Raw genomic sequence first — 26,437 nt, 5'->3', positions numbered from 1 at the left:
CGATTGACAAAATGAAGGCGCCCGGCGGGGCGCAATGAAGCTAAGGGGTGAGCGCGTTAATTCAAGAGAATACGTGAATATACAACGCGTTATTTGCTCAAGCAGTCTCTTCTCAGCGAGTCTGGAGCGGATACGATGTGGTGATCCAGCTGGTCACCGAGACTCAAACAATCCCTCACCCTGCTGATCAATCATCTGCTTCGATTTGCGCAAGCTGATCTCGATACAGTCCTGCAATGAAGGCATCTCATCGGCACGGATCAGGTGGTGCTCTTTTTCCCCTTTGGTGATGGTGGCAGCGACCCGATAGCTGCTGCCGGTTTTGATCGGCGCCGGGGTGATATGAAAGCCTTCGTAATCGATGCTCTGCTCTTCATAGGCCTGCTGCTGTTCAGCCCCTTTGTCACTGCCTTCAGCACCGCTGAATAAGCCTTTCAAACTATCGAGCAGACCCATAACTCTCTCCAATCAAACGTAACTATGAGGCTAAGTTTGCCCGCTTGTGGCTGAGTTGTCAGCTCAATTGGAGTTCAGATAGAGAGGGCTGTATCAATGCGAATTGGGAGTGAAAAAGTGTTGAGGCGGGTTTGTCTGGGGGCTGTTAGCAAAGTTTTGTTGCAGTTTGGCATTCAATTTAGACCTATGTAGGTATTGTCCTTATGGTTATTGGTCGGGGGGCTGGTAATATTTGGCCCTATTAATACCCTGGGCTGGTTATTGACAAGCTGTTATTGACCGGTCTGGAAATAATGAAGCTGCACTTTGTATAGGTTTTAGCTCCCGATCCAGCCTCGTGATCTTTGAGCAGATCAGGGTAGGTCGCTTTGTTGTATGTCCGTTGTACACAGGCTGTCCGCTCCACTCTTACCTGTCGATGTAGCCATTCCTTTAGAGATGGGAATAACCTAGGTAGGTCTTCGTGAAACAAACCGATACCCAATCCCCCGAACACTTTCATAAAGTGGTCAATTGTCAGTACGCCTGCCCGGCACATACGCCGGTACCTGAATACATTCGCCTGATTGCCGAGCGCCGTTATACCGATGCGTATATGGTGAACTGGCAGTCCAACGTCTTTCCGGGCGTGCTGGGGCGGGTCTGTGACCGTCCATGCGAGCCGGCCTGTCGCCGTGGTCGGGTCGAGGAAACACCGGTTGCCATCTGCCGTTTGAAGCGGGTGGCGGCTGACCATAAAGAGGATATTGCCGATCGCCTGCCGACGATCCCGACCGAGAAAAACGGTAAGCGGATCGGTTTGATCGGGGCCGGTCCGGCGTCGCTGACGGTCGCGCGGGATCTGCTGCCGCTGGGTTATCAGGTCACCATTTTTGACCGCGATGCCAAGGCTGGCGGGATGGTTCGCAGCCAGATTCCGGCGTTCCGACTGCCCGAGGAAGTGCTCGACGAAGAGGTCGATCGGGTACTGGATATGGGAGTCGAAACCCGTTTCGGCACCGATATCACCAGCATGAAGTCGCTGCTGGAAGAGAATTTTGACGCGGTGTTTGTCGGCACCGGCGCGCCCAGCGGTCGCGACCTGAAAATTCCGGGTCGTGATGAAGCCGGCGAGCAGGTCCAGGTGGGTATCAACTGGCTGGCCGGGGTGGCGTTTGGCCACATCACCGAAACCACCAAGAATGTGATCGTCCTCGGTGGTGGTAACACCGCGATGGACTGCTGTCGTACCGCGCTGCGCCTGGGGGCCAAGGCGGTCAACGTGGTGGTGCGCTCCAGCTACGAGGACATGAAGGCTTCACCCTGGGAGAAAGACGACGCCCAGGCCGAAGGCATCACCTTTGTGAACCACCATGTGCCTAAAGATTATGTTATCGAGGATGGCAAGCTGGTTGGCATGCGCTTCGATGTGGTCGAGTCGGTTTACGACGAGAACGGCAAGCGCTCGCTGGTGCCGACCGGACAGGAGCCGGTCTTTATCGCCGCCGACACCGTACTGGTGGCGATCGGTCAGGATGCCAAGTTCCCGTGGATCGAACCGGGACTGGGTATTGAGTTTGATAACTGGGGCATGCCGGTACTGAACGATCAGACCCTGCAGTCGACACGTCCGGGACTGTTCTTCGGTGGCGATGCCGCTTTCGGCCCCGAAAATGTGATCACCGCCGTGGCCCATGGCCATCAGGCGGCGCTGTCGATCGATCTGTACTGCCAGGGCAAAGACCTGGTGGAGGAACGCCCCGCTGAGACTTACGACCTGATCAGCCAGAAGATGGGGGTCCACGAGTGGAGCTACCAGAACGTGGTTTCCAATGACGAGCGTCAGGCGGTTCCTCATATGGATCTTGGCGATGCGCTGCAACGGATCGATGCCGAGGTTGAACTGGGCTTCGACGAGCGTCTGGCGCTCAAAGAAGCGGCCCGTTGTCTGAGCTGCGACGTCCACACGGTGTTTACCACCAACCGCTGTATCGAGTGCGGTGCCTGCGAAGATATCTGCCCGATGGACTGCATCAACTTCGCCGACAACGGTGAAGAGCAGGATCTGCGCTCGCGGTTGCGGGTTCCGGCCTGCGACAGCGAAGAAGATCTTTACGTTTCAGCCGATCTGAAGACCGGCCAGGTGATGGTCAAAGATGAAGACCTGTGCCTGCACTGTGGCCTCTGTGCCGAGCGCTGCCCGACCGGCGCCTGGGATATGCAGAAATTCATCCTTAAGTTGGCCTAGGGCAGGAGACAGAGAAAACCATGTCGAAACTAGAATCCGTCAATGAATTTGTGATCCGGTTTGCCAACGTCAACGGTACCGGATCCGCCAGTGCCAACCTGATGTTCGCCAAGTCGATCTTCCGGATGGGCATCCCGGTGGCTCCCCGTAACGAGTTCCCCTCCAACATCCAGGGCATGCCGACCTGGTACGAAGTGCGGGTCAGCGAAAAAGGCTACCTGGGGCGCCGCGGTGGTGGCGCCGATATCGTGGTGGCGATGAACAGCCAGTCGATCGCCCGCGATATGCAGAGCCTGCTGCCGGGCGGTTACTTCCTGTATGACTCCACCAAGCCGCTGCCGCCGGAGCTGATCCGCAGCGACGTCAATCTGATCGGGATTCCGATCTCCGAGATCTGCCTGCGCGAATACACCGATCCGCGTCAGCGTCAGCTGTTCAAGAACGTTATCTATGTCGGCGCACTGTCGGCGCTGCTGGATATCGATTTTGGCGTGCTCAAGCGCATGATCAAGGATCAGTTCAAAGGCAAAGAGAAGCTGATCGTGCCCAACATCTATGCGTTGGAGCTCGGCCACCAGTACGCCTCGACCCACTTCAGCTGCCCCCTGCCGATTCGGGTGCAGAGCAGTGACAAGACCGCAGGCAAGCTGATGATCGATGGCAACAGTGCCACCGGCCTGGGCGCCGTCTACGGCGGTGCCAGCGTTTGTGGTTGGTATCCGATCACCCCGTCCACCTCGGTGGTCGAGAATTTCATGAAATACGCCGAGCGGCTGCGGATCGATCCGGCCAGCGGCAAGAAGAACTTTGCTTCGGTTCAGGCCGAAGATGAGCTGGCCGCGATCGGTGTTGCGATCGGTGGTGCCTGGAATGGTGCCCGTTCATTCACCGCTACCAGTGGTCCGGGGATCTCATTGATGACCGAGTTCCTGGGGCTGGCCTATTTTGCCGAGCTGCCGATCGTGCTGATCAATGTGCAGCGAGCCGGGCCCTCCACCGGGATGCCGACCCGGACCCAGCAACCGGATCTGCTGGCCTGTGCCTACGCCTCCCACGGTGATACCAAGCAGGTGATGCTGTTCCCGGCCGACCCGAAAGAGTGTTTCGATCTAACCGCTGCCTCGTTCGACCTGGCCGAGCGGATCCAGACTCCGATTATCCTGATGAGCGATCTGGAGCTGGGCATGAACGATCACCTCAGCGAGCCGATGGAGTGGGACGACCTGCGCAGCTACGACCGCGGTAAGGTGCTCGATGCCGAGCAGCTGGATCAGATGGAGAAGTTCGGTCGTTACCTGGATCGCGACGGCGACGGTATCTGCTACCGCACCTACCCGGGTACCCACCCGGAGAAGGGCGCCTTCTTTACCCGTGGTACCTCCCGTGACCACTACGCCATCTACACCGAGCTGGGCGACATCTACGTCGACAACGTCGATCGTCTGAACCGCAAGTTCGAGACCGCGGCAACCTTGCTGCCCAAGGCGGTGATCGAGCAGTGCAAGCCCAAGAAAGCTTCCAAGCTGGGGCTGCTGTACTTCGGTACCACCACCAGCGCGGCGCAGGAAGCCCGTGATCAGCTGGCCGAGCAGGGCATCGACGTCGATCTGTGTCGGGTCCGTGCGTTCCCGTTTGGTCAGGAAGTCCGCGACTTTATCGACAGCCACGACAGTGTCTATGTGGCCGAGCAGAACCGCGACGGCCAGATGCGCACCCTGTTGATCAATGAGCTGGATGCGCCGGGTCAGAAGCTGGTCTCGGTGCTTCACTACGACGGCCTGCCGATCACGGCCCGCTGTATCAGCGAGCGGATCGAGCAGGATCAGGGCGATAGCGCCAAGCCGAACCTGAAAGTAGCCAACTAGTTGCGAGATCAGCAGATATGAGTTTTTTGAAATCGAAATTCCGCCATCCGAAGCTGCCCCGTAACGATCTGGGCCTGACCCAGCAGGCTTACGAAGGACCGCTGTCGACCCTGTGCGCCGGCTGTGGCCATGACGCCATCGGTGCTTCCATCATCCAGGCCTGCCACGAGCTGTCGATTCCGCCTCACCGGATCGCCAAACTGTCGGGTATCGGTTGCTCCTCCAAGGCGCCGACCTACTTCCTCGACAAGGCTCACGGCTTCAACTCGGTTCACGGCCGGATGCCGTCGATCGTGACCGGTGCCAACATGGCCAACCGGGATCTGGTTTATATCGGTATGTCCGGTGACGGTGATACCTCGGCCATCGGCATGGGGCAGTTCGCCCACGTGGTTCGCCGCCGCCTGAATATGCTCTACCTGGTCGCCAACAACGGTGTCTACGGCCTAACCAAGGGCCAGACCTCTGCCACCGCCGATGAGGGCTCGTTGAGCAAGCAAGGCCAGGCCAACCCGCTGGAGGGGATCGACCTGGTCACCATGGCGATCCAGCTGGGCGCGACCTTCGTGGCCCGCAGCTTCTCCGGTGACAAACGCGAGCTGCTGCCGCTGATCAAGGCAGGCCTGAGCCACAACGGTTTTGCCTTTATCGATATCGTCTCACCCTGTGTGACCTTCAATAACCACGCCGGCTCGACCAAGAGTTACGACTACGTCCGCGACCATGTCACCACCGGGGCGGTCACCGACTTCGTGCCGGTCGAGGAGGAGATTATCGTTAGCTCCAGCGACTCTGAAGCCCAGGATATCTGCCTGCACGACGGCTCGATCCTGCGTCTGCAGAAAACTGGTAATGAATACGACCCGCAAGATCGCCAACAGGCGCTGGCGGCGATCGAACAGAGCCGTCAGCAAGACCGGATTCTGACCGGTCTGCTGTATGTGGATCCGGCTGCGCAGGATCTGCATGAGGTGCTGGGTACCACCGACAAACCGCTCAACAGCCTTGGCGAGCGGGCGCTGTGCCCGGGTAGTGATGTGCTTGAGGTAATCAACGACAGCTTCCGTTAAGCGCCTCGTCCCATCCCGCTCCCCATCTAGGGAGCGGTCTTAGCTGCGCCTCGGCCAACTGCCGAGGCGCATGCCTCTATTGACTGTAGCCTTCATGAAAAAGTGGGCAAATTAACTCAGATTGGGCTTTTTCTATCCGCAGAATACTAGGCTTCGTTATGTACCATTTTGGGGCTGAGCAAGCTTGCTGAACTAGTTGACTTCTATCTCTTCTCCATCAGAGATGATGAAAATTATTGCTCTTTGAATCGCCCCATTAAAGTCAACATTGTCACTTTTCCAATACTTATACGTCGACTTAAGTTGACTAATATTTTGCTCTTCAGGAATGGTGAAAGAGCAGGAGGTTTCTCTCTCTACAGCACTGGATCCTGGAGCAGGGAGATGGTGATTATTTTTGCACCCTATGCCATCGCCTTCTGCGTTAATTAACTTCACCGATGCATGAAGTCGTGTTTGTACATATTTACGTCCATGGCTAAATTTCATGTGTAGGTTGGCTTTTCTATTTTTATCTATCGTCAAGGTGAAGTATCCGTATTGACTACCATCATACTTATATTCATGATATTCCCTATGTGGTAGTTCTATAGAGTGAGCTAATGAATACGGCAGAATAAATATTATCGTAATTAAAGTGTATATTTTGATTTTCATTGTATTTTCCTTCATTTTTTTGAATTGAGTTACAATGTATGAATAATGCAGTTTTACTGCTGTAGTTTTAAATTTATTTAAAGCTAGTAATTGGTTAATAAATTCACTATCGTTTAATTTTTTATTTTTTCCTATCTATGTGCTTAACAACAAGCATGATTATTCCTAGTAGAAAAAGTATACTGCTAGGTGCTTCTGGGATGGATGATAAATTTCTAAAAACTGGATCATTAAATTGACCTTGATCGATGTTTTCACGAACCAAAGATGAGATAACATCAACGTCGCCTTGAAAAGGATCAGCTGGATTATCGCTAAAGAAAATTAGTAGACTTTCACTAGATACTTCATTGTAATTTAAATCAGATAACGAAGTCGGCCAAACTGTATCATCCAAACTATTATCCGGGTATTCCAATTGCCAAATAAGCCGGAATATTGACCTGCCGTTCAATAACGGTCCTGAAAAAGTATGGCTTGAGAAAGCGTCACTTAAGACATCCAGACCAAATAGATCATCTCTTAGCAATACTCGAAATGATGGTGAAGACCAAGAGAGAGTGCCGATGCTAATACTTAGTCCTAGATCCGACTGAGTAGTAGTAGTACTTCCAGAAGAGGGTGACGAAAATAGATCGGAATCAAAGGTTGCGCTTAAGTGAAAGGCATCACCGGCAGAAATTGAACCGCCAACATTATTAATCCCGATAGTACCACTTTGATCTATCGTTATTGGCACTGAAAATACGTTGCTGGATAGGCAGGCAATAATAATTCCTGCTAATATACGGCGGATTATTTTCATATTATTATCCATTTCTAAGCTGTTCTATTTTTAATTGTTTTCTTGCAGCAATATAAAATTGTTTTAAATTAGTATGGGATAAGGAAGTTATTCAAAAACTATTCATTTAGATAGTTTTTGAACTAAACTTAGGCGGCTAACTGTTCTAAGTTGATGTTGGAGATAGTCTTAGGCAGCGATCAACATATAAAGGAGGTTAGGCTATGAGTTCTGATACTATGCTTGGCCTGATTGACGCTATCTACTCGTCTGCATCTGATCCCCTTAGCTGGCCTGATACTGCAAATAGGATTCAGCAAGCTATAGGAGGCCATAGTGTTAACTTTGCACTAGAGAATACCAGAGAGCCCCAGCTAACCTATCTATATACCAATGGTGTCTCTCAGGAAGACACTCGGTTTTATCTGCGTGAAATAGCTTATAAAGATGAAGTTACAGCAGTTTATAACCATTTGAGTGTCGGCTCTGCAGTTATGTGTCAAAGTGTTTTTGATGAGAGAACTCTACACTCAATGTATTGTTATCAAGAGTTTTATCAGCGTGTAGATTTTGAAAACTTTAATGCTGGACTGTTTTACAGAGATGATGATCGGCGGGGGTGGATATCGGTCGTCCGAGGTTTATCAGACAAGCCCTTTTCGCCTGAAGCATATCAATTGATGGTGGATTTGTTGCCCCATCTAAAGCGAGCTTTCGCTATCAACCTCCGGCTATTGGAGGCTTCCAAAGCTTCCAGGATTGGAATAGATGCTTTAGAGCACCTCTCGGCAGGGGTTGTATTGCTGTCTGATCGAGGAGAAGTTATAACCCACAATTCGCGTGCAAATCCTTTCCTTTATCCTCGTAACTGTAAAAGCCAGTCTTATAAAGTTCAGCTACCTGATGTTAGAGCGACGAATAGGCTTCACAAGCTCATCCGTGCAACGTTGTCGGATCACAATCTTGATTCGGATGGGGTTGTTAACTTTGTTGATAAGGGTATCAAGAAAAGTGTGTTGTGCTTTCCTTGGCATTCGACTGACCAACAGCTGGACTGGTTGGGCAATTTTGCGGGGTGCATTTTGTTTATCATTTCCCCTTCTGATGCATCGTTACCTGATCAACAGCTCCGCCATCTCTTTGACCTCACCAAATCCGAAGTAAAGGTGCTACAGGGAATATTGGATGGAGTCCCGGTCAAAGCTTTGTCTGATGATCTCTTTGTTACCGAGGCGACGGTCCGTTTCCATTTAAGAAACCTGCTCAAGAAGACAGAAAGTCGAAATCAAGCTGAAATGATTTCGAAGGTGATGCGGCTGGTATCAACTTTTGTGAGTTGAACTCTTTCTATAATCCGCTTCAGCTGCGCCTGGGCCAACTGCCGAGGCGCATGCCTCGATACTGACTCGGTGATATCCCCATCACCTTCTTGAACAGACGCGAGAAGTAGTAGGCGTCGTCATACCCCAACGCGTAGCTGATCTGGCTAATACTCTGGTTGCCGACATCAAGCAGCTGGCAGGCGTGTTCGATCTTCAGGTTGATAAAGTGATTGATCGCGCTGGTGCCGGTGGCTTCTTTGTACTTCTTGGCGAAGTGGTATTTCGACAGGTTGACCTGATTGGCGAGGGTCTCCAGCTCCAGTGGTTCGTGGATATGGGACTGCATATAACTGTGGATCAGCTCCAGATCGAAGCCACTATCGGTGGCCGTGCTGCGACTGCGAAGTAGTGCCAGGTAGCTGAGAATCTGCCGTAACTGGTTGGCGGCATGGAGAAAAGGACGTAGTTGATAACCGCTTCTTCGCACTTGCAGCAGGTTCTCAAAGTCGGCGATTAGCTTGGCATTCTGTCCCACCTCGATCACAGGATAGTCCGGGTCCATCGGTAAGTTGCGGAAGAAGGCGTCGGCGGATTCTCCCTCGAAATGAACCCAGTAGATGGTCCAGGGATCAGCATCGTCGGCGCTGTAGGTATGGGCCAGCCCCCGTGGAAGCAGCACCAGTTGCCCCGCTTTCAGGTAGCCGTGATGCTGTCCGACAGTCAGGGCGCCGCGTCCCTCGGTGCAGTAAATTAGCAGATAGTCATCATGGTCCTCGCGAGTCATGGCGTGCCCTAGCGCCTGAACATAGTGGCCGATACCCAGTGGGTAGAGGTCGCTGGACAGTGGATGTTGCCGCAGTCGCTCGGCCAGTGAGCGCGGCACCACGTAACGGTTGCTGTTGGGGGGCAGGGGCCAGCTGGAGGGTTTACTCATTAGACTATGGTTTTAAAATCGGGGTGTAATAACAAGATAGTCCATTATTGGGGCAATTTATTCAATCCTTGCACCTCAGTTGCTGTGCTTAAATCAGGGTAAGTCGTAAAACAACGGTGTTGCCCGGCGCAACATCCCACCAATAAAAGACCGGCGACCCAGTTCCCCCGATCCGGGATCGCTACCCAGCAAAGGTGCACAGCATGAGCAAGCAAGTCCCCCTGTTTATCGGCGGCGAATTCGTCCAGAGTAAAACCGACCAGTGGATTCCGGTCACCAATCCGGCCACCCAGGAGGTGATCGCGCAGGTGCCTTGCACCACCGACGAAGAGATGGAAGCGGCGATTGCCAGCGCGGCCAAGACCTTTGAGACCTGGAAGGAAACTCCGATCAGCGAGCGTGCCCGTATCATGCTGCGCTACCAGGCGCTGCTGAAAGAGCACCAGGAAGAGATCGCCACCATCCTGTGTGAAGAGACCGGCAAGACTTTTGAAGACGGTATGGGTGACGTCTGGCGTGGTATCGAAGTGGTCGAGCACGCCTGCAACATCGCCAGCCTGAGCATGGGTGAAACCGTTGAGAACGTGGCTCGCAAGATCGACAGCTACAGCTACACCCAGCCGCTGGGTGTCTGTGTCGGTATCACCCCATTCAACTTCCCGGCCATGATCCCGCTGTGGATGTTCCCGCTGGCGATCGCTTGCGGTAACACCTTTATTCTGAAGCCGTCCGAGCAGGACCCCAATACCCCGACCCGCCTGGTCGAGCTGTTCCAACAAGCCGGTGCCCCTGAAGGTGTGCTGCAGGTTGTTCATGGTGGTAAGGAGCAGGTCGACAAGCTGCTGACCCATCCGGTTACCCAGGCGATCTCCTTCGTCGGTTCCGTGGCCGTTGGCGAGCATATCTACAAGACCGGTACCGACCACCTGAAGCGCGTTCAAGCCTTTGCCGGTGCCAAGAACCACATGGTGATCATGCCGGATGCGCAGAAGAATCACCTGATCAACAACCTGGTTGGCGCCTCTGTCGGTGCCGGCGGCCAGCGCTGTATGGCGATCTCGGTTGCTGTATTCGTGGGTGAGTCCCGCAAGTGGATTCCGGAGCTGAAAGAAGCGCTGTCCAAGGTTCGTCCGGGCGTCTGGAACGACAAAGAGGCGGCTTATGGTCCGCAGATCAACCCGGCGGCCAAGGATCGTATCCTGAGCTTTATCGAAGCCGGCAAGAAAGAGGGTGCCACCTGCGAGCTGGACGGCTCCAACTGCACCGTCGAAGGTTACCCGGATGGTAACTGGGTCGGCCCGACCCTGTTCACCAACGTCACTACCGACATGTCGATCTACAAAGAAGAGATCTTCGGCCCGGTTCTGTGCTGTATCGAAGCCGACACCATCGAGGAAGCGATCGAGCTGATCAACGAGTGTCCGTACGGTAACGGTACCTCCATCTTCACCGCCTCCGGTGCCGCTGCGCGTAAGTTCCAGCACGAAATCAAGGTCGGTCAGGTTGGTATCAACGTACCGGTTCCGGTGCCGCTGCCGTTCTTCTCCTTCACCGGCTGGCGCAAGTCGTTCTACGGTGACCAGCACGCCTACGGCAAGCAGGCGATCAAGTTCTATACCGAGACCAAGACCGTCACCGCCCGTTGGTTCGAAGACGACATCAACACCGGCGCCAACATGACCATCAACCTGAAGTGATTGAGCGTTAGGTTGATTTGAGAGCCGCTCCCGGAGCGATTCGGGAGTGGCAAGACGGCAGAGCGCGCATCCGGCGTGTTTCTGTCGTATCTTTGCCGAACACTGTTCCGTGCAACGCACTCAGAGAGTTGCACGGAACCCGCAGATAGCGCCTCCTGAGACGCTATCTGCATCTCCGCTTACTGAAACGGTTACCCGCGGGTAAAGCCCGCGCGGACAACCAAGGACATGCTATGGATTTCAATCTCACCGAAGACCAGGTCGCCTTTGCCGATTCGGCCCGTGCCTTCTCCGAGCAGGAGCTGGCCCCTCAGGCGGCGGAATGGGATATGCAGCAGACATTCCCAAAAGAAGTCATCGCTAAAGCCGGCGAGCTGGGTTTCTGCGGCATCTACACACCCGAAGCAGCCGGTGGTATGGGACTGTCACGGCTCGATGCCCATGTGATCTTTGAACAGCTGTCGATGGGCTGTACCTCCACCACCGCCTTTATCACCATTCACAACATGGCCACCTGGATGATCGGCGAGTTCGGTAACGAGCAGACCATCGAACGCTGGTGTCCGACCCTGGTGATGGGTGAGCAACTGGCCTCTTACTGCCTGACCGAGCCTAATGCTGGCTCCGATGCGGCATCCTTGAAGACCACCGCCCGTCGTGACGGTGATGATTACATCCTCAACGGCAGCAAATGCTTTATCTCCGGTGCCGGTGATACCGATGTGCTGGTGGTGATGGCCCGGACCGGCGTCGACGGCCCGAAAGGGATCTCAGCCTTTGCGGTGGATGCCAAACTCGACGGCATCAGCTACGGCCGTAAAGAGGACAAGATGGGTTGGAACAGCCAGCCGACCCGAATGATCACCTTCGAAGATGTCCGGGTGCCGGCCGAGGCGCTGCTGGGCAACGAGGGCGACGGCTTCAAAATCGCCATGAAAGGGCTGGACGGCGGCCGAATCAATATCGCCACCTGCTCGGTGGGCACCGCGCAGCAGGCGCTGGAGGCCGCCACCGCCTACATGCAGGAGCGCAAGCAGTTCGGCAAGCAGCTGGCCCACTTTCAGGGACTGCAGTTCAAGCTCGCCGATATGGCTACCGAACTGGTGGCGGCACGTCAGATGATCCGTCTTGCGGCGTTCAAACTGGACAACAACGACCCGGACAAGAGCACCTACTGTGCGATGGCTAAGCGTTTCGCCACCGATGTGGGTTATCAGGTCTGCGATGCGGCACTGCAGATCTTCGGCGGCAACGGCTATATCAAGGAGTACCCGATGGAGCGCTATCTGCGAGATACCCGGGTGCACCAGATCCTCGAGGGAACCAACGAAATCATGCGGGTTATTGTTGCCCGCCGACTGCTGACCGATGGCGCTTCCAGCGTTCTGTAAGACTCAGCATCGAATTAAGGAGAATTGACCAAATGAGCAATCCGATTCTGATTGAAAAGCGTGGCCACACGGCACTGCTGACCATGAACAACCCGCCGGCCAACACCTGGACCGAGCAGAGCCTGAAGATGCTCAAGAGCACCGTTGCCGAGCTGAATGCCGATCGCGATATTTACGCGCTGGTCATCACCGGCCAGGGCGAGAAGTTCTTCTCTGCCGGTGCCGATCTGAATCTGTTCGCCGATGGTGACTTCGGCGTCGCTCGCAACATGTCCCGCTATTTCGGCGAAGCCTTCGAAGCGCTGAGCAACTTCCGCGGCGTCTCCATCGCTGCGATCAACGGTTTTGCCATGGGCGGCGGCTTGGAAGTGGCCTTGGCCTGTGATATTCGCGTGGCCGAAGAGCAAGCGCAGATGGCGCTGCCGGAAGCCAAGGTCGGTCTGCTGCCGTGCGCCGGCGGTACCCAGAATCTACTTAACCTGACCAGCATGGCCTGGGCCAAGCGCCTGATCCTGTGTGGTGAGCGCCTGAAAGCCGACAAGGCTTACGAGATCGGCCTGGTGGAAGAGCTGGTCCCCCAAGGTGGAGCGCTGGATCGTGCGCTGGAGCTGGCCGAGGGTGTGGCCCAACAGAGCCCGTCTGCGGTTGCGGCCTGTAAGGAGCTGATCCAGCTGGTTCACCAGCGTAACAACAGCACCACGCTGCCGACCGAACGCGAGCTGTTTGTCGACCTGTTCCACACCGAGGACCAGAAAGAGGGCGTCAACGCCTTCCTCGAGAAGCGTAAGCCGCAGTGGAAAAATCAATAGCGAAAAACCAATAGCGGAATAGCGCAAGAACAAATAGTCGAAGCGATACTAGCGACGACACGCCGTGCTCGGCGAGGCCGAGCCGACTGAAAGGACATCAACAATGACAGCGATCCTGTTTACCGAACACGCCGCCGCCAACGGCAAGAAGATCATCCAGGCGACCCTGAACTCCGAAAAGAGTCTCAACGCGCTGACTCTGGAGATGATCGAACTGCTGGCACCGAAACTGCCCGAGTGGGAAGCCGATGAGGCTGTTGCTGCCGTGATTCTCGACGGTGCCGGTGACAAAGCGTTCTGCGCCGGGGGTGACATCCGCAACCTTTACAAGGGTATGGTTGGCGATAACGACAACCCGGATTTTGTCGAGACCTTCTTCACCGAAGAGTACCAACTGGACCATGCGATTCACTGCTTTACCAAGCCGCTGATCGTCTGGGGTGGAGGTATTGTGATGGGTGGTGGCCTGGGCCTGATGGCCGGTGCCAACTACCGGGTGGTAACCGAAACTTCTCGGATTGCGATGCCCGAAGTCAGCATCGGCTTGTATCCGGATGTGGGTGGCAGCTGGTTCCTGAACCGGATGCCGGGCCGGGTCGGTTTGTTCCTGGGCCTGACCGCCAGTGGTCTGAATGCGGCCGACTGCCGATATGTTGGACTGGGTGACCGCTTTGTCAGCACCGACAAGCGTGGTTTGCTGATCGAGCAGCTGCAGGCGGTTGAGTGGGGTAGCGATCTGGAAGATCTGCACCACGGCGTCAACACCGTGCTGCGTCAGTTGGAGCAGGACAGCCTGGAGCAACTGCCGGAATCTCAGGTACTGAAGCACTTCGACACCATCAACGCGCTGATGGACCACTACGAGCTGAAAGATATCGTGGCGGCCATTCTGGCGCTGGAAACCGATGATCGCTGGCTGCAGAAAGCCCAGGGTGCGGTTAAGGCTGGTAGCCCGGCGGCGATGGCGCTGATCTTCGCCCAGCTCAAGCGCAGTAAGCATCTGTCCCTGAAAGAGGTGTTCCAGGCCGAGTTGGTGCTGTCGCTGAACTGTGGCAAGGCCGGTGAGTTTGCCGAAGGGGTACGGGCGCTACTGATCGACAAGGACGGCAAGCCGGATTGGCGCTTCAAGTCGCTCGAAACCGTGGATCAGAACTGGATCGAAGGGTTGTTCGTTTCGCCCTGGTCGGATGCTGATCATCCATTAGCACAGCTGTAAAACTCGCAGGAGACGCCCGAGCGGCGACTCTTAACAGAAAAATAATAGGGTAAAGACAATGGCAAAAATTGGATTTGTAGGGCTGGGCAACATGGGTGGGCCGATGGCCGCCAACCTGGTCAAGAACGGTCATGAAGTCCACGTGTTCGATCTGTCCGAGGCGGCGGTTCAGCACGCGGTCGAAGCCGGTGCGGTGTTCGCTGACAATGCGGCCCACGCTGCCGAAGGCGCCGATTTCCTGATCACCATGCTGCCGGCCGGTGTGCATGTCGAATCGGTTCTGGTCAGCGGTGACGGCCTGCTGGATAAGATCGGCAAGGATTGTCTGGTGATCGATTCGAGCACCATCGATGCCGCCTCTGCCCGTTCGTTGAATAAGGCGGCCGCCGATCGTGGTATCGAGTTTGTCGATGCGCCGGTTTCCGGAGGTACTGCCGGTGCCGCTGCCGGTACGCTGGCGTTTATGGTAGGTGGATCCGATGCGGCCTTTGCCAAGGCCAAGCCGATCCTGGACTGCATGGGTCAGAACATCTTCCACGCCGGTGGTGCTGGCGCGGGCCAGGTGGCCAAGGCCTGTAACAACATGCTGCTGGCGATCCACATGGCCGGTACCGCTGAGGCGCTGAATCTGGGCGTCAACAACGGTCTGGATCCGGCGGTTCTGTCCGAGATCATGCTTAAGAGCTCGGGTCGTAACTGGTCGCTGGAAGTCTACAACCCGGTTCCCGGTGTGCAGGAAGGCGTGCCGGCTTCCCGTGACTACGACGGTGGTTTCATGACCGACCTGATGTGCAAGGATCTGGGTCTGGCGATGGATGCCAGCCAGGGCAGCCAGTCGCCGGTACCGATGGGTTCCGCCGCGCGTGGACTGTTCAACCTGCACCAGTCTCAGGGCAATGGCAAACTGGATTTCTCCAGCCTCTACCAGTTGTATCGCAAGAAAAGCTGAGACCGCTTCTGAATAGCAAAAGCCTCCCTGGATAAGAGCCAGGGAGGCTTTTTTATTGGATCAGCGGAATGGGTTGAGGATCTATCGGGTCAGCAGTTCGTCATCCAACCAGCGAGCGATCATGCCGCCGAATTCGGCCACGATATCTGTCTCGGGATAGTCTTGATTCAGGGCCTCTCCGATCGCTTCCAACCCCTGGCCTTGGCGCAGGTAGTTGATGGCTGTCGTTTCGATCGCCGAAAGGCTGCGAAAGTGTGGTGAGTGACCCTTGCGCCACATCAGAATCGTGACCGGTTGGGCCAGCCTCTCTGCAATGGGGGGCACTTTCTCTTGGTTGATCGCGTGCCAGATATCCAGCGTATTGAACTGCTGTGTGCTCAGGCTCAGTGTCGGCACCGGCTGGAAATGACTAAATTCAGCTCCGGTGGCGACGAGCTGCTGCAGATCTTGTTGGGTCAGAGCCGTGGCATCGGCGCCGTCGAACGCCCGTCGTAGCGTCCAATCCATATGGGCAAGCTCGGCGACTTCCAGATCGTTCGGCAGTTGCTGGGCCAGATGTTCCGAAAAGCCCTTACCATATTGGCCCAGGTTGGCGTGGCTGGAAGGGAAGTTCTGAACATAGGATGCAGCCAGCTTGTCAAACCATTCGCCGCCCAAATAGTTGGCGGTATGTTCAAAGGTATCGTAAAGGGTATCGATCAACCGAATGCGATAGGCGTTGTGATAGATGGTTAAGCGCTGCTGGGAAGACAGATTCTGTTGCGGCTCGGCAACCCAGTCGGCATTACGGCATTTGGCATCGAGCAGGATGTTTTGAAAGTCGGTCTGTAATTCACTGAGATTCATACGGCCACCTTGGTATTGAGAACCTCATCAGCAATAGCTCGTGCCTGATCCAGTTCCAGCAGCAGTTCATTTAAGGCTGGAATATTGTCATCCCGCTCGATCATGGTGGGGATGTAGCCAAACCGAAGCAGGGCTTTGCGGTACAGCGTCCAGACATCATCACATACCGGATGGTCGTGGGTGTCGATAATGTGGACGCCGTTATTTTGGTGTCCCGCCAAATGGAATTGGGCAACACTGTTTAACGGAACGCCTTCGATAAAGTCAGTGGCCGAAAAACCGTGGTTGAAGGCACTGACATAAATGTTGTTGATGTCGAGCAGCAGTTTGCATCCGGTTGCCTGGCAAACCTCGGTCAAAAATTCCCATTCGGTCATTTCGGAATCTTTGAACTCGACGTAGCTGGAAACATTCTCCAGTACCAGCGGGCGCTGCAGATAGTCCTGGACCTGCTCCACATTGCGTTTGACGACTTGCAAGGCTTCGCTGGAAAACGGCAGCGGTAGCAGGTCGTGTAGGTTACGTCCGTGGACGCCGGTCCAACACAAGTGGTCAGACATCCACATCGGTTGAATACGTTGCTCAAGTGCTTTGAGCTTCTTCAAGTATTCCTTATCAACGCCGTTCAGTGATCCGATCGACATTGAGACACCGTGCATTACCATCGGGTAATTGGCACGAATTTTATCGAGCATGGCCAATGGCTTACCGCCATCGACCATGTAGTTCTCAGAGATGACCTCTAGCCAGTCCACCGGTTGCGGCGCATCAATAAAGTCATGATAGTGCTGGGTTCGCAGTCCAAGTCCAAAACTAAAGGTCATCTTCTTTCTCCTGATTAAGCGATATTAAGAATGATTAAGACTTAATGTCGGAGATCACGCCGCCTTGATCCAAACACTCTTTGGCGGAGATACCTTTAAAGCCGTGTCCTGCGCAGGCGTTTTGGCCTTTACACTGATGCTCAGCTGTTTTGCAGTCGGAGTTGCCTTTACAGGAATGCACACCGTAACAATGCACTTTGTCGCCGGCACCGATGGAAGTGCCTGAGCTACCTGCAGGGGAGTCGGCAGCCATAGCGGATGCGCTGAATGCGAATGCCAGTGCTGCTGATGCAAGAGTGCTGGTTTTTTTAATTGTGCTCATGAATTTTCTCCCTAGAGAATTATGCGAACAAAATGCTACACGCCGGTATAGATCTGCTCTTTGGTTTTAAATAACGTCCTCAACAACGTCTCAGGGATCTATACGCGATGATTTTCACAGCGGATTCAAAATGCATGAAAAAAAATGACAAAAGTTAAAAACTCTGTCTAAGCTGTTGAAAGAAAACTAAAAAAAATAATAACGGTTGTTTGAGTACGTGGTGGTGGGTAGATTGGCTATAAGGAAGTCCGGCTCAGCTAATGCCTGATTACTTGGCTAACCGACCGAGTGATCCGTTAACCCAGTGAGTGAAATAATCAGCTTTCAGATCTTTACTGAAGTAACAATTCATCGACAAAAGACTCTTGGGGTAACCAACTAATAAGCGACTAAATGAGCGAGGAGGGATCATTGATTAAAGCGAGCTCAGTATTCAGTTTGGCCTGGTTGATATCGTTTTCAGTCTCGGCTGGTGAAGTTTCTATAGTCGATGCAAAGGCACAAAAACATGGCTCGAAATGGAGCTTTAGTGTTACTTTAAAACACGACGATAGCGGCTGGGATCACTATGCAGATCAGTGGCGAATCTTAAACTCCGATGATGAGATCTTAGGTGTCAGGGTGCTGCATCATCCTCATGTCAACGAACAACCGTTCACCCGAAGTCTATCCGGTGTTGAGTTGCCGCAAGGGACGAAACAGGTCTTTATCGAAGCTCGTGATAGCGTTCATGGTTGGTCCCCAAACCGCTACAAAGTTGTTATTCCGTGAATCACCAAACGACAACAGATGTTGCCGGTAACGGAGGTCAGGTGAAATGGATATTTCACAGAAAATGTCGCCACGACAACAGGCAACCCTTTCTACCCTGATCCGTCGATTTAACCAGGAACGGTTGCCCCGGATTCAGGCAATGCAGGTCCGAGTGCATCAGGGAGAGCTGCTCGGTGAGATTGAGCTGCAATATCTGGAGCGGGTTATCCGTGATCTGCGAAGAAACCAGGCCAAGGCCTTGGGCAACCCCCGTTTTGAAGCGCTGCTTTCAAAAGTGGTTGCGCTCTACGTTGATGTGACGGATAAGGCATTGGAGAATGAACGGGCTTTCAGGCAGCGTTAGAGGTAGTTATATAGAAATCCATGATGGGATGTTGTCGCTGCCCCGGATAGGCTGGCGTCGATCCCGTGTAATGGCTTTGGCCCTCGATCGGCTTTAAAGGATTAGCTCGATGGCAATAACCTACACAGTAAAACCCTTAAACCAACTGATCGTTGTTAAATATCTGGGGAAAAATAGCGATAAAGGGGTGATCAGCTTTTTTAGCGAATTGATCGATGATCCCGAGCTCGATCTTCACTGTGATCTGCTGATCGATGTCACTGATGCGGTAGTGGATGCGCCTGAGTCGGTAGAACGCTATACCGGCCTGCGTCGGCATTGGAATTCCAAGTGGCCTCAAAGTTCGAGAATTGCGGTGATTGCCCCCCTGGATCTGACCTACGGCATGGCGCGGATGCATATCGCCTACACCGGCCGTTCGGAGGAGCAATATCAGGTTTTTCGGAGTGCTCAGGAGGCTCTGGCGTGGCTGGATCAGCCAGCGTCGGTGTTGGAGGATTGACCCGGCGTATTGCCGTGGTCGCCGACTACATCGCCTGCTGCGCCAACTATCCTCATCGGCTATCAAAGAGGCGGGCTAGGGAGTTGCCATGGCGTTGTTAGTGACTGGGGCTTTCCCCGTTTAAGGTTTCACTTCCGCTCCAGATCTGTATGCGGTTGCGCCCCTTGGCCTTGGCTTCATACATTGCTTCATCGGCCTTAGCTAGCAGGGTTTTGTCGGTGTCGCTTTCGCTCACAACGGCCAGCCCGGCACTGGCGGTGATCTGGATCTGCTCACCGGCATCGGTTTCAAAAGTTAAGTCGTTGAGTTCCTTGCAGATCCGCTGGATCCCGATCTGGGCCTTCGTTTCATCAACCTGAGGCATCAAGATCACAAACTCCTCGCCACCATAGCGGTAAGCGTTGTCCACCGAGCGCAGGTAGGTACTGATCAGCTTGCCGACCCCTTCCAGCACTTTGTCGCCGAACAGATGACCGTGGTTGTCGTTGAGTCGTTTGAAGTGATCCAGGTCGAGCATGCAGAGGCTAAACCCCTGTTGGTAGCGACGAAAACGCTCCAGCTCTTTAGCCAGCTCCAGATGGAACTGACGCAGGTTATACAGCTGGGTCAGGCTGTCGATGGTGCTCAGTTCCCGATAGCGTTTTTCCCGCTCGATCAGCTCCATCTCGGCTTTCTTTCGATCCGAGATCATGACCAGGGTTTCGATGGCCCCGACCAGATTTCCTTCTTGATTACGGATCGGAGCGGCGGTGAATGACAGCCACTCGCCTTCGATACCGATGTCGGGGAAAAAGTCTTCGGCCACATAGGCGCCGTCGAGCACATCGGAAGGTTTGTACTTGCCACCGTAGAAATGCTCGACCGCACCTTCGATGGTTCCGTCGATGATCAGGTCCGCCATGGTCGGGCGGGGTTCGCCATAGAAGGGGCGCCACTGATGGTTGGTGCCGATCATGATCTCACTGGGCAGGCAGGCGGTCTTGGCCAGGGCTTTGTTCCAGTGGGTGATCACATGGCCGCGGTCTATCACGAATGCCGGTATCGCAATACTGTCGATCAGGGCGTCGACACTACCGGCATCGATGGTGGCGCTGACATTCTGGCCCAGCGCATTCAGTATAAGTTCGTCCGACACGCAGCACTCCGCTAACAGTCTCCGAGCTAAGTATTACTGCTTTATGCTATGGGAACCTGGGAGTAAGCCCCGGCTAGCTTCAGGCTTTGGACTGGATCGTTAATCCAGATGCCGCGTTGAAGCAAAGCTTAGACACTGCAACAAGCAGCAACGCTCAGGTTCCTTAATTACACCATAGCCGTTATGGGCCAAATAGCGAGGTTTAGGAGCCAGCCGAATCGAGCTGTAACCGCGACAAGGGACTCTCCATTAATGCAAAAATGGCGCTGATCAGTTCCAGCTCTACCGGAGTGATCTGCTGATCCTGCTTGACGCACAGTTCCAGCCCGCGCAGCAGGCGCGGTTTGAGCAGTGGCTTGGCCAGGCTCAATTGATTGACTGCGCGGATAAACTCGGTCGGATCACACTGCTCGACGGGCAGTAGCGTCAGGTTGTAGAGTCCGGCCGCACCAGCCCCGCGGTTAAAGGCACGTTCGGTGTGCTCCTCATCCTGCTCGCCTTGGTGGGCCAGGGTCGAGAGGATCAGCTGGTATTCGTTGGCCAGTTGCTGGGGCTTGCTAAAGCGCGGCTCGCGGCGCTTGACCGGTCCGAACTCGGCGGCCAGGTAGTGCTGAACCAGCTGGTACAGGCACCACTCCAGCAGTGAGGTGTGTTGGTCGACTCGGATCACCTTTAACAGGGTCTGTTTGAACTGCTGATATTGCGCCGGTGACAGGGTTTTCAGGGCCGGCATGCAGAGTTCGGTCAGACTCAGATAGTGACTGCGATGCAACTGGGCGATGGGCTCGAGTAGCTGCTGACATTGCTGAGGCAGCCCCGGAATCGATAGCTGCTGCAGTAGCTGCAGTTGCTGTTCGCGCTGCTCCGGCTGCTGGTGAATCAGCAGCCCGTAAATGATCGCCATCGCGCCGAGCGGCTCGTGGACCTGCTGTTTCAGGGCTTCGGGCAGTGCGGCGATCTCCTGGCGGGTCTGTTCCAGGGCTGATGGCTGTTCCAGATCCAGCGTTGGGCCTCCCGCCAGAACAACACCGGCTGCCAGCGCCTGGCGTCGTTTTTGCGCCCGTTCCTGTTCACGGGCCTGCTGACGCTGTTTGCGGGCTTCTACCTGGCTAGGTTTGGGGTAGATATAGCTGCCGTCCCAATTGGGCTCGAGGCGAAAGATCCGGTCCAGCAATGGTGGGTGGGTGGCATACAAACCGGTCAGGTTGCTCAGGGATCGGCCGAAGAACAGGTGGCTGACCTGATCCACCTGGGAGCTGTGTAACTCGGCACGGCCGCTGTGGCCACCGATCACCTTCAGCGCCTCGGCGATACCCTGCGGATTGCGGGTGAATTGAACCGCCGAAGCGTCAGCCAGGTATTCACGCTGGCGATTGACCGAGGCCTTGATCAGCCGTCCGAAGAAGTTGCCCAGCCAGCCTACCAGTAACAGCACCAGTCCCAGCATCATCAGTTGTGGACCGGTCTTGTTATTGGAGTTGGATCGGCCCCGTGGTCCGTAGCGCAACAAGATCTCACCGATGGCGCCGATAAAGACGATACCGTGCAGCAGCGAGATCAGACGGATATTGAGGCGCATATCGCCATTGAGGATGTGACTGAATTCGTGGGCGATAACGCCCTGCAGTTGATCACGATCCAGGCTTTCTATTGCCCCCTGAGTCAGGCCGATCACGGCATCGGAGGGTTGGTTGCCAGCGGCGAAGGCGTTGATCCCCAGCTCATGGCTGAGCAGATAGACCGGCGGTACCGGCATACCGGATGCCAGCGCCATCTCTTCAACCACATTCAGTGCCATCTTCTGCTTCGGGTCATCGGTATTGGGGTGGATCCGCTGGCCGTGGAGCGACTCGGCGATGGCTTTCCCCCCCTCGGAGAGCTGCAGCTGTTTGTAGAGACAGGCGCTACCGACCAGCCCACAGACCAGCAGGCTGATCAGACCGAAGCGTTCCCAGTTGAACTGCTCCAGCAGCGGGCCGATACCCTGGTAGAACAGCGTCGCCACATCACCATCGACGGTGCCGACGATGCCCCACAGGCAGATCATTACCGCCAGGTTGGTGATCAGGATCAGCGCCGTCACCGCGAGCAGAAACAGCAGCACCAGCAAGCCGGTATTACGGCGGGCCTGATCCTGCTGGGCGAAAAAATCGACCATGGCTAAGTACGCCGATTAAAACGAGACTTTCGGGGCCACCTGAATCTGGGCGCTGTCTTCAAACTCCAGCAGGGTGGCGTCCTGTGCATGACCAAAGGTCGGGGCAAAAAAGACCGGCGGGAAGCTGCGTCGGTAGGTGTTGTAGCCGGTGACCGCATCGTTAAACGCCTGACGGGCGAAGGCGACCCGGTTTTCGGTGCTGGTCAGCTCTTCCGACAGCTGCATCATGTTCTCGTTGGCTTTCAGATCCGGGTAATCTTCCATCACGAAGTTGAGCTTACCCAGAGCTGAGCTTAACGCCCCTTCGGCGCCGGCCAACTGGGCGATGGCACCGGCGCTACTCGGATCGGCGGCTGCGCCTTTAAGCAGCGCCGAGGCTTCGTTCCGCGCCTGGATGACCGCTTCGAGAGTTTCGCGCTCGTGGGACATGTAGCCTTTGGCGGTTTCGACCAAGTTGGGAATCAGGTCGTAACGGCGCTTTAGTTGAACTTCGATCTGGCTGAAAGCGTTAAGGTGACGCTGTCGTAGCGATACCAGACGGTTATAGATCGACACGATATAGACGATGATCGCGGCAACGATCACTAAGAAGACGATAGTACCGATTTCCATATGCGGCCTCTCCTGCAAGGTTGAAGGCAAAGGTATATCACAGATCTTTGTCGGCGCTAATGGCGATATGCCGTAACTGCATTTTTGTTGCGTTGGATCAGCTCAGCCCTGCGCGAAGTATCTGGTGTGCTTCGTACGATGACGCTATGGCGGTGACGCAGGTTTTATCGATCGCTATAATCGCGGCTGCATTGTAAGCCCGTCGTGAAAGTGCTATTGCAACGGCGGGCTTGTATCCCACCGACTGCCATCCTGTTAAACCAATACCTATGCCTCAACCGAGTAAGTTTGTCGGCGCCCATGTCAGCGCTGCCGGCGGGGTTCAGAACGCACCGCTAAACGCCCGCGAGATCGGAGCCCGTGCCTTTGCCCTGTTCACCAAAAACCAGCGTCGCTGGGAAGCCAAACCGCTGACCGATGAAGTGATCGAGCAGTTCAAGGTCAACTGCGTGGAGTGCGGTTTTGAGCCGAACCAGATCCTGCCCCATGACTCCTACCTGATCAATTTGGGTCATCCGGATCGGGAAGGATTGGAGAAATCACGGGCGGCTTTTATCGACGAGCTGCAGCGCTGTGCACAGCTGGGGCTGACGCTGTTGAACTTTCATCCCGGCAGCCATCTGAGTCGGATCGATCAGGACGCCTGCCTGGATCGGGTCGCCGAGTCGATCAATATTGCGCTGGACCGGGTTGAAGGGGTCACGGCGGTGATTGAGAACACGGCCGGGCAGGGCAGTAATCTGGGCCATCGTTTCGAGCAGCTGGCGCGGATTATTGATGGCGTTGAAGATAAGAGCCGGGTCGGCGTCTGCCTCGACACCTGTCATACCTTCGTGGCAGGTTATGACCTGCGGGGCATGGAGGCCTGCCGACAGAGCTTCGATGAGTTCGAGCGCATTGTCGGCTTCGAGTATCTACGCGGGATGCACCTGAACGACGCCAAGGTTGATTTCGCCACCCGGGTCGATCGCCATCACAGCCTGGGGCAGGGCTATATCGGTTGGGACTGCTTCGAGTTCATCATGCGTGATCCAAGGTTCGACGGGATTCCGATGGTGCTGGAGACCATCGATTCGTCGATCTGGGCCGACGAGATAAGGGCGCTCTACCAGCTGCAGTACCAATAACGCTGTTGCAGCCTGGCCGTAGCCTTAGTGGATTCGAAACTCCCCCAGTATACCCAGCACCACAATATCGGTGGCGATCTGCAGCAGCAGTATCACGACCCCAAACAGCCCCGCCCATAGGTGGTGCTGAATGGTCATGCCCCATAGAACACAGAGCAAGGTGTAGAACAGGGCGCTGAGATAGATACCAAACCCCGAGGTCATACCAGACCAGAGTGTTGCCAGTGCCACACTGATCAAGCCGCACAGCCAAGCTATGATGATTAGACTCTGTCGGTAGGCTTGTCGGCGGCGCAGAAAGTACAGCCCAACCGCCAGCAGCCACCATCCGATCAGCGACAAAACCCGACCCAACGCCCAACGCTCAGGCTCTCCAGCGCCGCCCAGCCCTAAATGCTCCATCTTGCTGAGAGTGACAAACAGACCACCACCGATCAGGGTGAAACCGAACAGCAGTCGGGTGGTGAGTTTTGTCAGCAGGACGCTGGATAGGTAGCCGTTCATGGCATCAATCTGTTGGGATTTCCTGGCCGCTGGGGCTGAGTCGATAGATGACGAAACAGAATATCACCAATAGGGCGATCGAACCGAATGCGAAAACCGACGCGAGATCTTTATAGAGGCAGATATAACAGGCCAGCAGCAAGGGCGCCGAAAACAGCCCGATGTAATAAAGTTTGATCAGGTTGGTGGCTCGTCCGCCCGGCTGAGTACTGGTGATCGCTTGGTGCAGCTGAGGGAATTCGGGGTGCTGGCTCTCGATCGCCTGTCGCTGTTCGAACCAGGCGTTGAGGATCTTCTGGTAGATCTGAATATCCAGAATCCACAGGGTGAAAATACCGAGCGAGCCGGCCCAGCACAGCAATACGGTGAGGTCGCCGATGCTCAGGCTCTGATCGATCGTCTTGGTAATCAGAAAGCCGACCCCGGCAAAGGTGGCCAGCAGCCAGGTGGAGGCCAGGGTTCGGATCTTGAAGCACAGGTTATTGAAGTGATGCTCGGCCTCGGTGATGGTCTTGATGATCTCCCAATGGTCGTTCATGCATCGTCACTTTGAATGTTGAAGTTTTTGCAGACCCTATTCAGTTCACCATCCCGGCGGAGTACATCGCGGTGTTGGCTGATCAGGTCGCGGCTGCTTATTATGAGCGCTTCGATCGCCTCAATGTCGTTGGAAGCGCAGTAGGACTTGAACAGGTTGATGACCACGTTAAGACGGTCCGGTTCTATTCGAAGGGCATTGTTGAGCGTTTCAATAGAACCTTGATGGTCGCCGAGGCGGAACTGAGCATAGCCTTTAAACTCTTGAATCCGGGCGCTGTCGGGAAGGATCTCCAGTGCCTTGTCGTATTCCTTAATCGCATTTTCAAAATCGCCTCGACGCCGGTATCCGATGCCTGAGCTGATATGTTGCTTGGCTTCGTTCAGCCGTTCGTGTCGCTGAATATTGGCCAGGTAGGTAGTGGCGGTGGGCGAGCCGTTCGCCCACGGGTTGGAGAAGTAGGATTTGGCCACCTGATGGTTACCCTCGGCATACTCCAGCAGACCCAGATTGTTGGAGATTTTTCTGAGCAGTTGGGCGTCCTCGGTGGGCTTGGCCTGCTCGAATGCGCGCTGCAGGTATTGTCGGGCCCGCCGGATATCGTCGAGGTTGTAGTAGGTCCACCCGATTGCATTACCGATCTTGGCTTGGTCATGGGGCGTCTCGGCCAGCGGCTCTGCTTGGCGTAGCAGGCTCAACGCATTGCTGTAGTCGGCCGATTGAAATGCCTGGCCAGCGCGTCCGAGAGAAGCGCTGAAATCAGCTTGTGCCAGGGGTGTAAGAAGCAGACTCACAAACAAAACGAAGATCGGTTTCATCCCACGCATTCCCCTAAAAACCCGAATCGGTGGCATTGTTGGCGTTGATCAGTACCAGGTCCTTGGTCACCAGCTTCTGATCCTCCAGGGTGAAGGTCAGCTCCTGAATCCGGTTGAGCAGCTTCTCGTAGGATATCGAGATGTTGTGTTCGTCCTTGACCGACAAGGTGGCACGGCCGGTGTCGCTCAGCTTCAGCGTCTCGGACTGATGGTGCACCAGCGGCGCGTAGGCGTGATCCAGCGGCGTAATCGCCAGAATGATCTTGCTCTCGGCCTGGTACAGCAGCAGGAACAGCCCGCCGGCAAAGAAGATCAGCGAGAACACCAGAAAATAGCGGGTGTTGTTAAGTTGCGAGGTGACCAGGCTTTTCCACTCTTTGTACATCTCCACACTGGGGAATTCGTCGGCCCGTTTTTCGAAGATCTTCGATTGCACATCGGAGGTGAGTTTGTAACCCAGGAAGAGCATCAGGAAGGCGAAACCGGTGACCCCGGTATTCAGGATGTCGACGATATTGATATCCATCTAGTTATCCCCACAAGTAGCCTGAATAACT

Annotated in this window: 27 protein-coding genes; 13 read left to right on the top strand and 14 right to left on the bottom strand. The window is 54.9% G+C overall.

Annotated elements, in window-relative coordinates; translation table 11 throughout:
- Window positions 1-153: 153 nt before the first annotated feature.
- On the bottom strand, window positions 154-456 hold the full coding sequence (locus DV711_RS11255; RefSeq protein WP_114695808.1) for an HlyU family transcriptional regulator: 303 nt from the start codon (window positions 454-456) through the stop codon (window positions 154-156).
- 463 nt (window positions 457-919) lie between these two features.
- Here DV711_RS11255 and DV711_RS11250 point away from each other — a divergent pair, with 463 nt between their 5' ends.
- From DV711_RS11250 to DV711_RS11240, 3 genes are read left to right on the top strand one after another with little or no spacing between them, the layout of a single operon-like run.
- Complete coding sequence (locus tag DV711_RS11250; RefSeq protein WP_114695807.1) at window positions 920-2,683, top strand: FAD-dependent oxidoreductase; 1,764 nt, start codon at window positions 920-922, stop codon at window positions 2,681-2,683.
- A gap of 20 nt (window positions 2,684-2,703) precedes the next feature.
- Window positions 2,704-4,548 carry a 2-oxoacid:acceptor oxidoreductase subunit alpha gene (locus DV711_RS11245; RefSeq protein WP_114695806.1) on the top strand — a complete coding sequence of 615 codons (1,845 nt, stop codon included), beginning with the start codon at window positions 2,704-2,706 and terminating at the stop codon, window positions 4,546-4,548.
- 17 nt (window positions 4,549-4,565) lie between these two features.
- Window positions 4,566-5,618: a 2-oxoacid:ferredoxin oxidoreductase subunit beta gene (locus DV711_RS11240; RefSeq protein WP_114695805.1), complete on the top strand. Its 1,053-nt coding sequence runs from the start codon at window positions 4,566-4,568 to the stop codon at window positions 5,616-5,618.
- A 192-nt stretch (window positions 5,619-5,810) separates the two neighbouring features.
- On the opposite strand, the gene DV711_RS11235 is transcribed toward DV711_RS11240, so the two are convergent.
- Both DV711_RS11235 and DV711_RS19345 read right to left on the bottom strand, forming a co-directional pair.
- Window positions 5,811-6,275: a hypothetical protein gene (locus DV711_RS11235; protein ID WP_114695804.1), complete on the bottom strand. Its 465-nt coding sequence runs from the start codon at window positions 6,273-6,275 to the stop codon at window positions 5,811-5,813.
- Between the two features lie 121 nt (window positions 6,276-6,396).
- Window positions 6,397-7,080 (bottom strand): hypothetical protein, encoded by a 684-nt coding sequence (locus DV711_RS19345; RefSeq protein WP_133297446.1) that lies wholly within the window; start codon window positions 7,078-7,080, stop codon window positions 6,397-6,399.
- A 203-nt stretch (window positions 7,081-7,283) separates the two neighbouring features.
- Here DV711_RS19345 and DV711_RS11230 point away from each other — a divergent pair, with 203 nt between their 5' ends.
- Entirely contained in the window at window positions 7,284-8,399 is a 1,116-nt protein-coding gene (locus DV711_RS11230) for a helix-turn-helix transcriptional regulator (RefSeq protein ID WP_114695803.1), read from the top strand.
- Between the two features lie 19 nt (window positions 8,400-8,418).
- Here the strand turns inward: DV711_RS11230 and DV711_RS11225 are convergent, their stop codons facing one another.
- Entirely contained in the window at window positions 8,419-9,315 is an 897-nt protein-coding gene (locus tag DV711_RS11225) for an AraC family transcriptional regulator (RefSeq protein WP_114695802.1), read from the bottom strand.
- 203 nt (window positions 9,316-9,518) lie between these two features.
- Between DV711_RS11225 and DV711_RS11220 the strand changes: the two genes are divergently transcribed.
- The 5 genes from DV711_RS11220 (at window position 9,519) to mmsB (ending at window position 15,377) form a co-directional block, all read left to right on the top strand.
- Window positions 9,519-11,012, top strand: coding sequence for a CoA-acylating methylmalonate-semialdehyde dehydrogenase (locus DV711_RS11220; protein WP_114695801.1), 1,494 nt, complete (start codon window positions 9,519-9,521; stop codon window positions 11,010-11,012).
- 233 nt (window positions 11,013-11,245) lie between these two features.
- Window positions 11,246-12,403 carry an acyl-CoA dehydrogenase family protein gene (locus tag DV711_RS11215; protein ID WP_114695800.1) on the top strand — a complete coding sequence of 386 codons (1,158 nt, stop codon included), beginning with the start codon at window positions 11,246-11,248 and terminating at the stop codon, window positions 12,401-12,403.
- Between the two features lie 32 nt (window positions 12,404-12,435).
- A complete protein-coding gene (locus DV711_RS11210) occupies window positions 12,436-13,212 on the top strand; it encodes an enoyl-CoA hydratase (RefSeq protein WP_114695799.1) in 777 nt (258 codons plus the stop codon).
- Window positions 13,213-13,315: 103 nt separating this feature from the next.
- Window positions 13,316-14,428 carry an enoyl-CoA hydratase/isomerase family protein gene (locus tag DV711_RS11205; RefSeq protein ID WP_114695798.1) on the top strand — a complete coding sequence of 371 codons (1,113 nt, stop codon included), beginning with the start codon at window positions 13,316-13,318 and terminating at the stop codon, window positions 14,426-14,428.
- Window positions 14,429-14,486: 58 nt separating this feature from the next.
- A complete protein-coding gene (mmsB, locus tag DV711_RS11200; RefSeq protein ID WP_114695797.1) occupies window positions 14,487-15,377 on the top strand; it encodes a 3-hydroxyisobutyrate dehydrogenase in 891 nt (296 codons plus the stop codon).
- An 81-nt stretch (window positions 15,378-15,458) separates the two neighbouring features.
- On the opposite strand, the gene DV711_RS11195 is transcribed toward mmsB, so the two are convergent.
- The 3 genes from DV711_RS11195 to bufA2 are packed head-to-tail and all read right to left on the bottom strand — an operon-like array spanning window position 15,459 to window position 17,369.
- Entirely contained in the window at window positions 15,459-16,223 is a 765-nt protein-coding gene (locus tag DV711_RS11195; protein WP_114695796.1) for an HvfC/BufC N-terminal domain-containing protein, read from the bottom strand.
- The gene (gene bufB, locus DV711_RS11190; protein WP_114695795.1) at window positions 16,220-17,047 is read right to left on the bottom strand and encodes an MNIO family bufferin maturase; all 828 of its coding nucleotides are present in this window, start codon (window positions 17,045-17,047) and stop codon (window positions 16,220-16,222) included. The genes DV711_RS11195 and bufB overlap by 4 nt, the downstream gene beginning before the upstream one ends.
- Window positions 17,048-17,081: 34 nt before the next feature.
- Window positions 17,082-17,369, bottom strand: coding sequence for a BufA2 family periplasmic bufferin-type metallophore (bufA2, locus tag DV711_RS11185; RefSeq protein WP_114695794.1), 288 nt, complete (start codon window positions 17,367-17,369; stop codon window positions 17,082-17,084).
- A 411-nt stretch (window positions 17,370-17,780) separates the two neighbouring features.
- Here bufA2 and DV711_RS11180 point away from each other — a divergent pair, with 411 nt between their 5' ends.
- From DV711_RS11180 to DV711_RS11170, 3 genes are all read left to right on the top strand, one after another.
- Complete coding sequence (locus DV711_RS11180) at window positions 17,781-18,140, top strand: hypothetical protein (RefSeq protein ID WP_114695793.1); 360 nt, start codon at window positions 17,781-17,783, stop codon at window positions 18,138-18,140.
- 46 nt (window positions 18,141-18,186) lie between these two features.
- The gene (locus DV711_RS11175) at window positions 18,187-18,486 is read left to right on the top strand and encodes a hypothetical protein (RefSeq protein ID WP_114695792.1); all 300 of its coding nucleotides are present in this window, start codon (window positions 18,187-18,189) and stop codon (window positions 18,484-18,486) included.
- Between the two features lie 109 nt (window positions 18,487-18,595).
- Window positions 18,596-18,988: a hypothetical protein gene (locus DV711_RS11170; RefSeq protein WP_114695791.1), complete on the top strand. Its 393-nt coding sequence runs from the start codon at window positions 18,596-18,598 to the stop codon at window positions 18,986-18,988.
- A 97-nt stretch (window positions 18,989-19,085) separates the two neighbouring features.
- On the opposite strand, the gene DV711_RS11165 is transcribed toward DV711_RS11170, so the two are convergent.
- The 3 genes from DV711_RS11165 to DV711_RS11155 all read right to left on the bottom strand — a co-directional run bounded on the left by DV711_RS11165 (window position 19,086) and on the right by DV711_RS11155 (window position 22,893).
- On the bottom strand, window positions 19,086-20,123 hold the full coding sequence (locus DV711_RS11165; protein ID WP_207802621.1) for a sensor domain-containing diguanylate cyclase: 1,038 nt from the start codon (window positions 20,121-20,123) through the stop codon (window positions 19,086-19,088).
- Window positions 20,124-20,325: 202 nt separating this feature from the next.
- Window positions 20,326-22,281 (bottom strand): M48 family metallopeptidase, encoded by a 1,956-nt coding sequence (locus tag DV711_RS11160; protein WP_114695790.1) that lies wholly within the window; start codon window positions 22,279-22,281, stop codon window positions 20,326-20,328.
- A gap of 15 nt (window positions 22,282-22,296) precedes the next feature.
- On the bottom strand, window positions 22,297-22,893 hold the full coding sequence (locus DV711_RS11155; RefSeq protein ID WP_114695789.1) for a LemA family protein: 597 nt from the start codon (window positions 22,891-22,893) through the stop codon (window positions 22,297-22,299).
- 269 nt (window positions 22,894-23,162) lie between these two features.
- Between DV711_RS11155 and nfo the strand changes: the two genes are divergently transcribed.
- Window positions 23,163-24,020, top strand: a complete 858-nt coding sequence (gene nfo, locus DV711_RS11150; protein ID WP_114695788.1) for a deoxyribonuclease IV — start codon at window positions 23,163-23,165, stop codon at window positions 24,018-24,020.
- 24 nt (window positions 24,021-24,044) lie between these two features.
- Here the strand turns inward: nfo and DV711_RS11145 are convergent, their stop codons facing one another.
- Genes DV711_RS11145 through DV711_RS11130 form a run of 4 tightly spaced genes read right to left on the bottom strand, consistent with a single transcriptional unit; the run spans window position 24,045 to window position 26,406 of the window.
- Entirely contained in the window at window positions 24,045-24,524 is a 480-nt protein-coding gene (locus DV711_RS11145; protein WP_114695787.1) for a hypothetical protein, read from the bottom strand.
- A 4-nt stretch (window positions 24,525-24,528) separates the two neighbouring features.
- Window positions 24,529-25,062, bottom strand: coding sequence for a hypothetical protein (locus DV711_RS11140; protein ID WP_114695786.1), 534 nt, complete (start codon window positions 25,060-25,062; stop codon window positions 24,529-24,531).
- Complete coding sequence (locus tag DV711_RS11135; RefSeq protein ID WP_165840089.1) at window positions 25,059-25,880, bottom strand: tetratricopeptide repeat protein; 822 nt, start codon at window positions 25,878-25,880, stop codon at window positions 25,059-25,061. Before DV711_RS11135 ends, DV711_RS11140 begins: the two co-directional genes overlap by 4 nt.
- Window positions 25,881-25,893: 13 nt before the next feature.
- Window positions 25,894-26,406: a hypothetical protein gene (locus DV711_RS11130; RefSeq protein ID WP_114695784.1), complete on the bottom strand. Its 513-nt coding sequence runs from the start codon at window positions 26,404-26,406 to the stop codon at window positions 25,894-25,896.
- Between the last annotated feature and the right edge of the window lie 31 nt (window positions 26,407-26,437).

This window comes from Motiliproteus coralliicola, assembly GCF_003345655.1.
GTDB lineage: Bacteria > Pseudomonadota > Gammaproteobacteria > Pseudomonadales > Balneatricaceae > Motiliproteus > Motiliproteus coralliicola.
The sequence above is the reverse complement of the archived record's forward strand: the minus strand, read 5'-3'. Positions and strand labels throughout refer to the sequence as shown.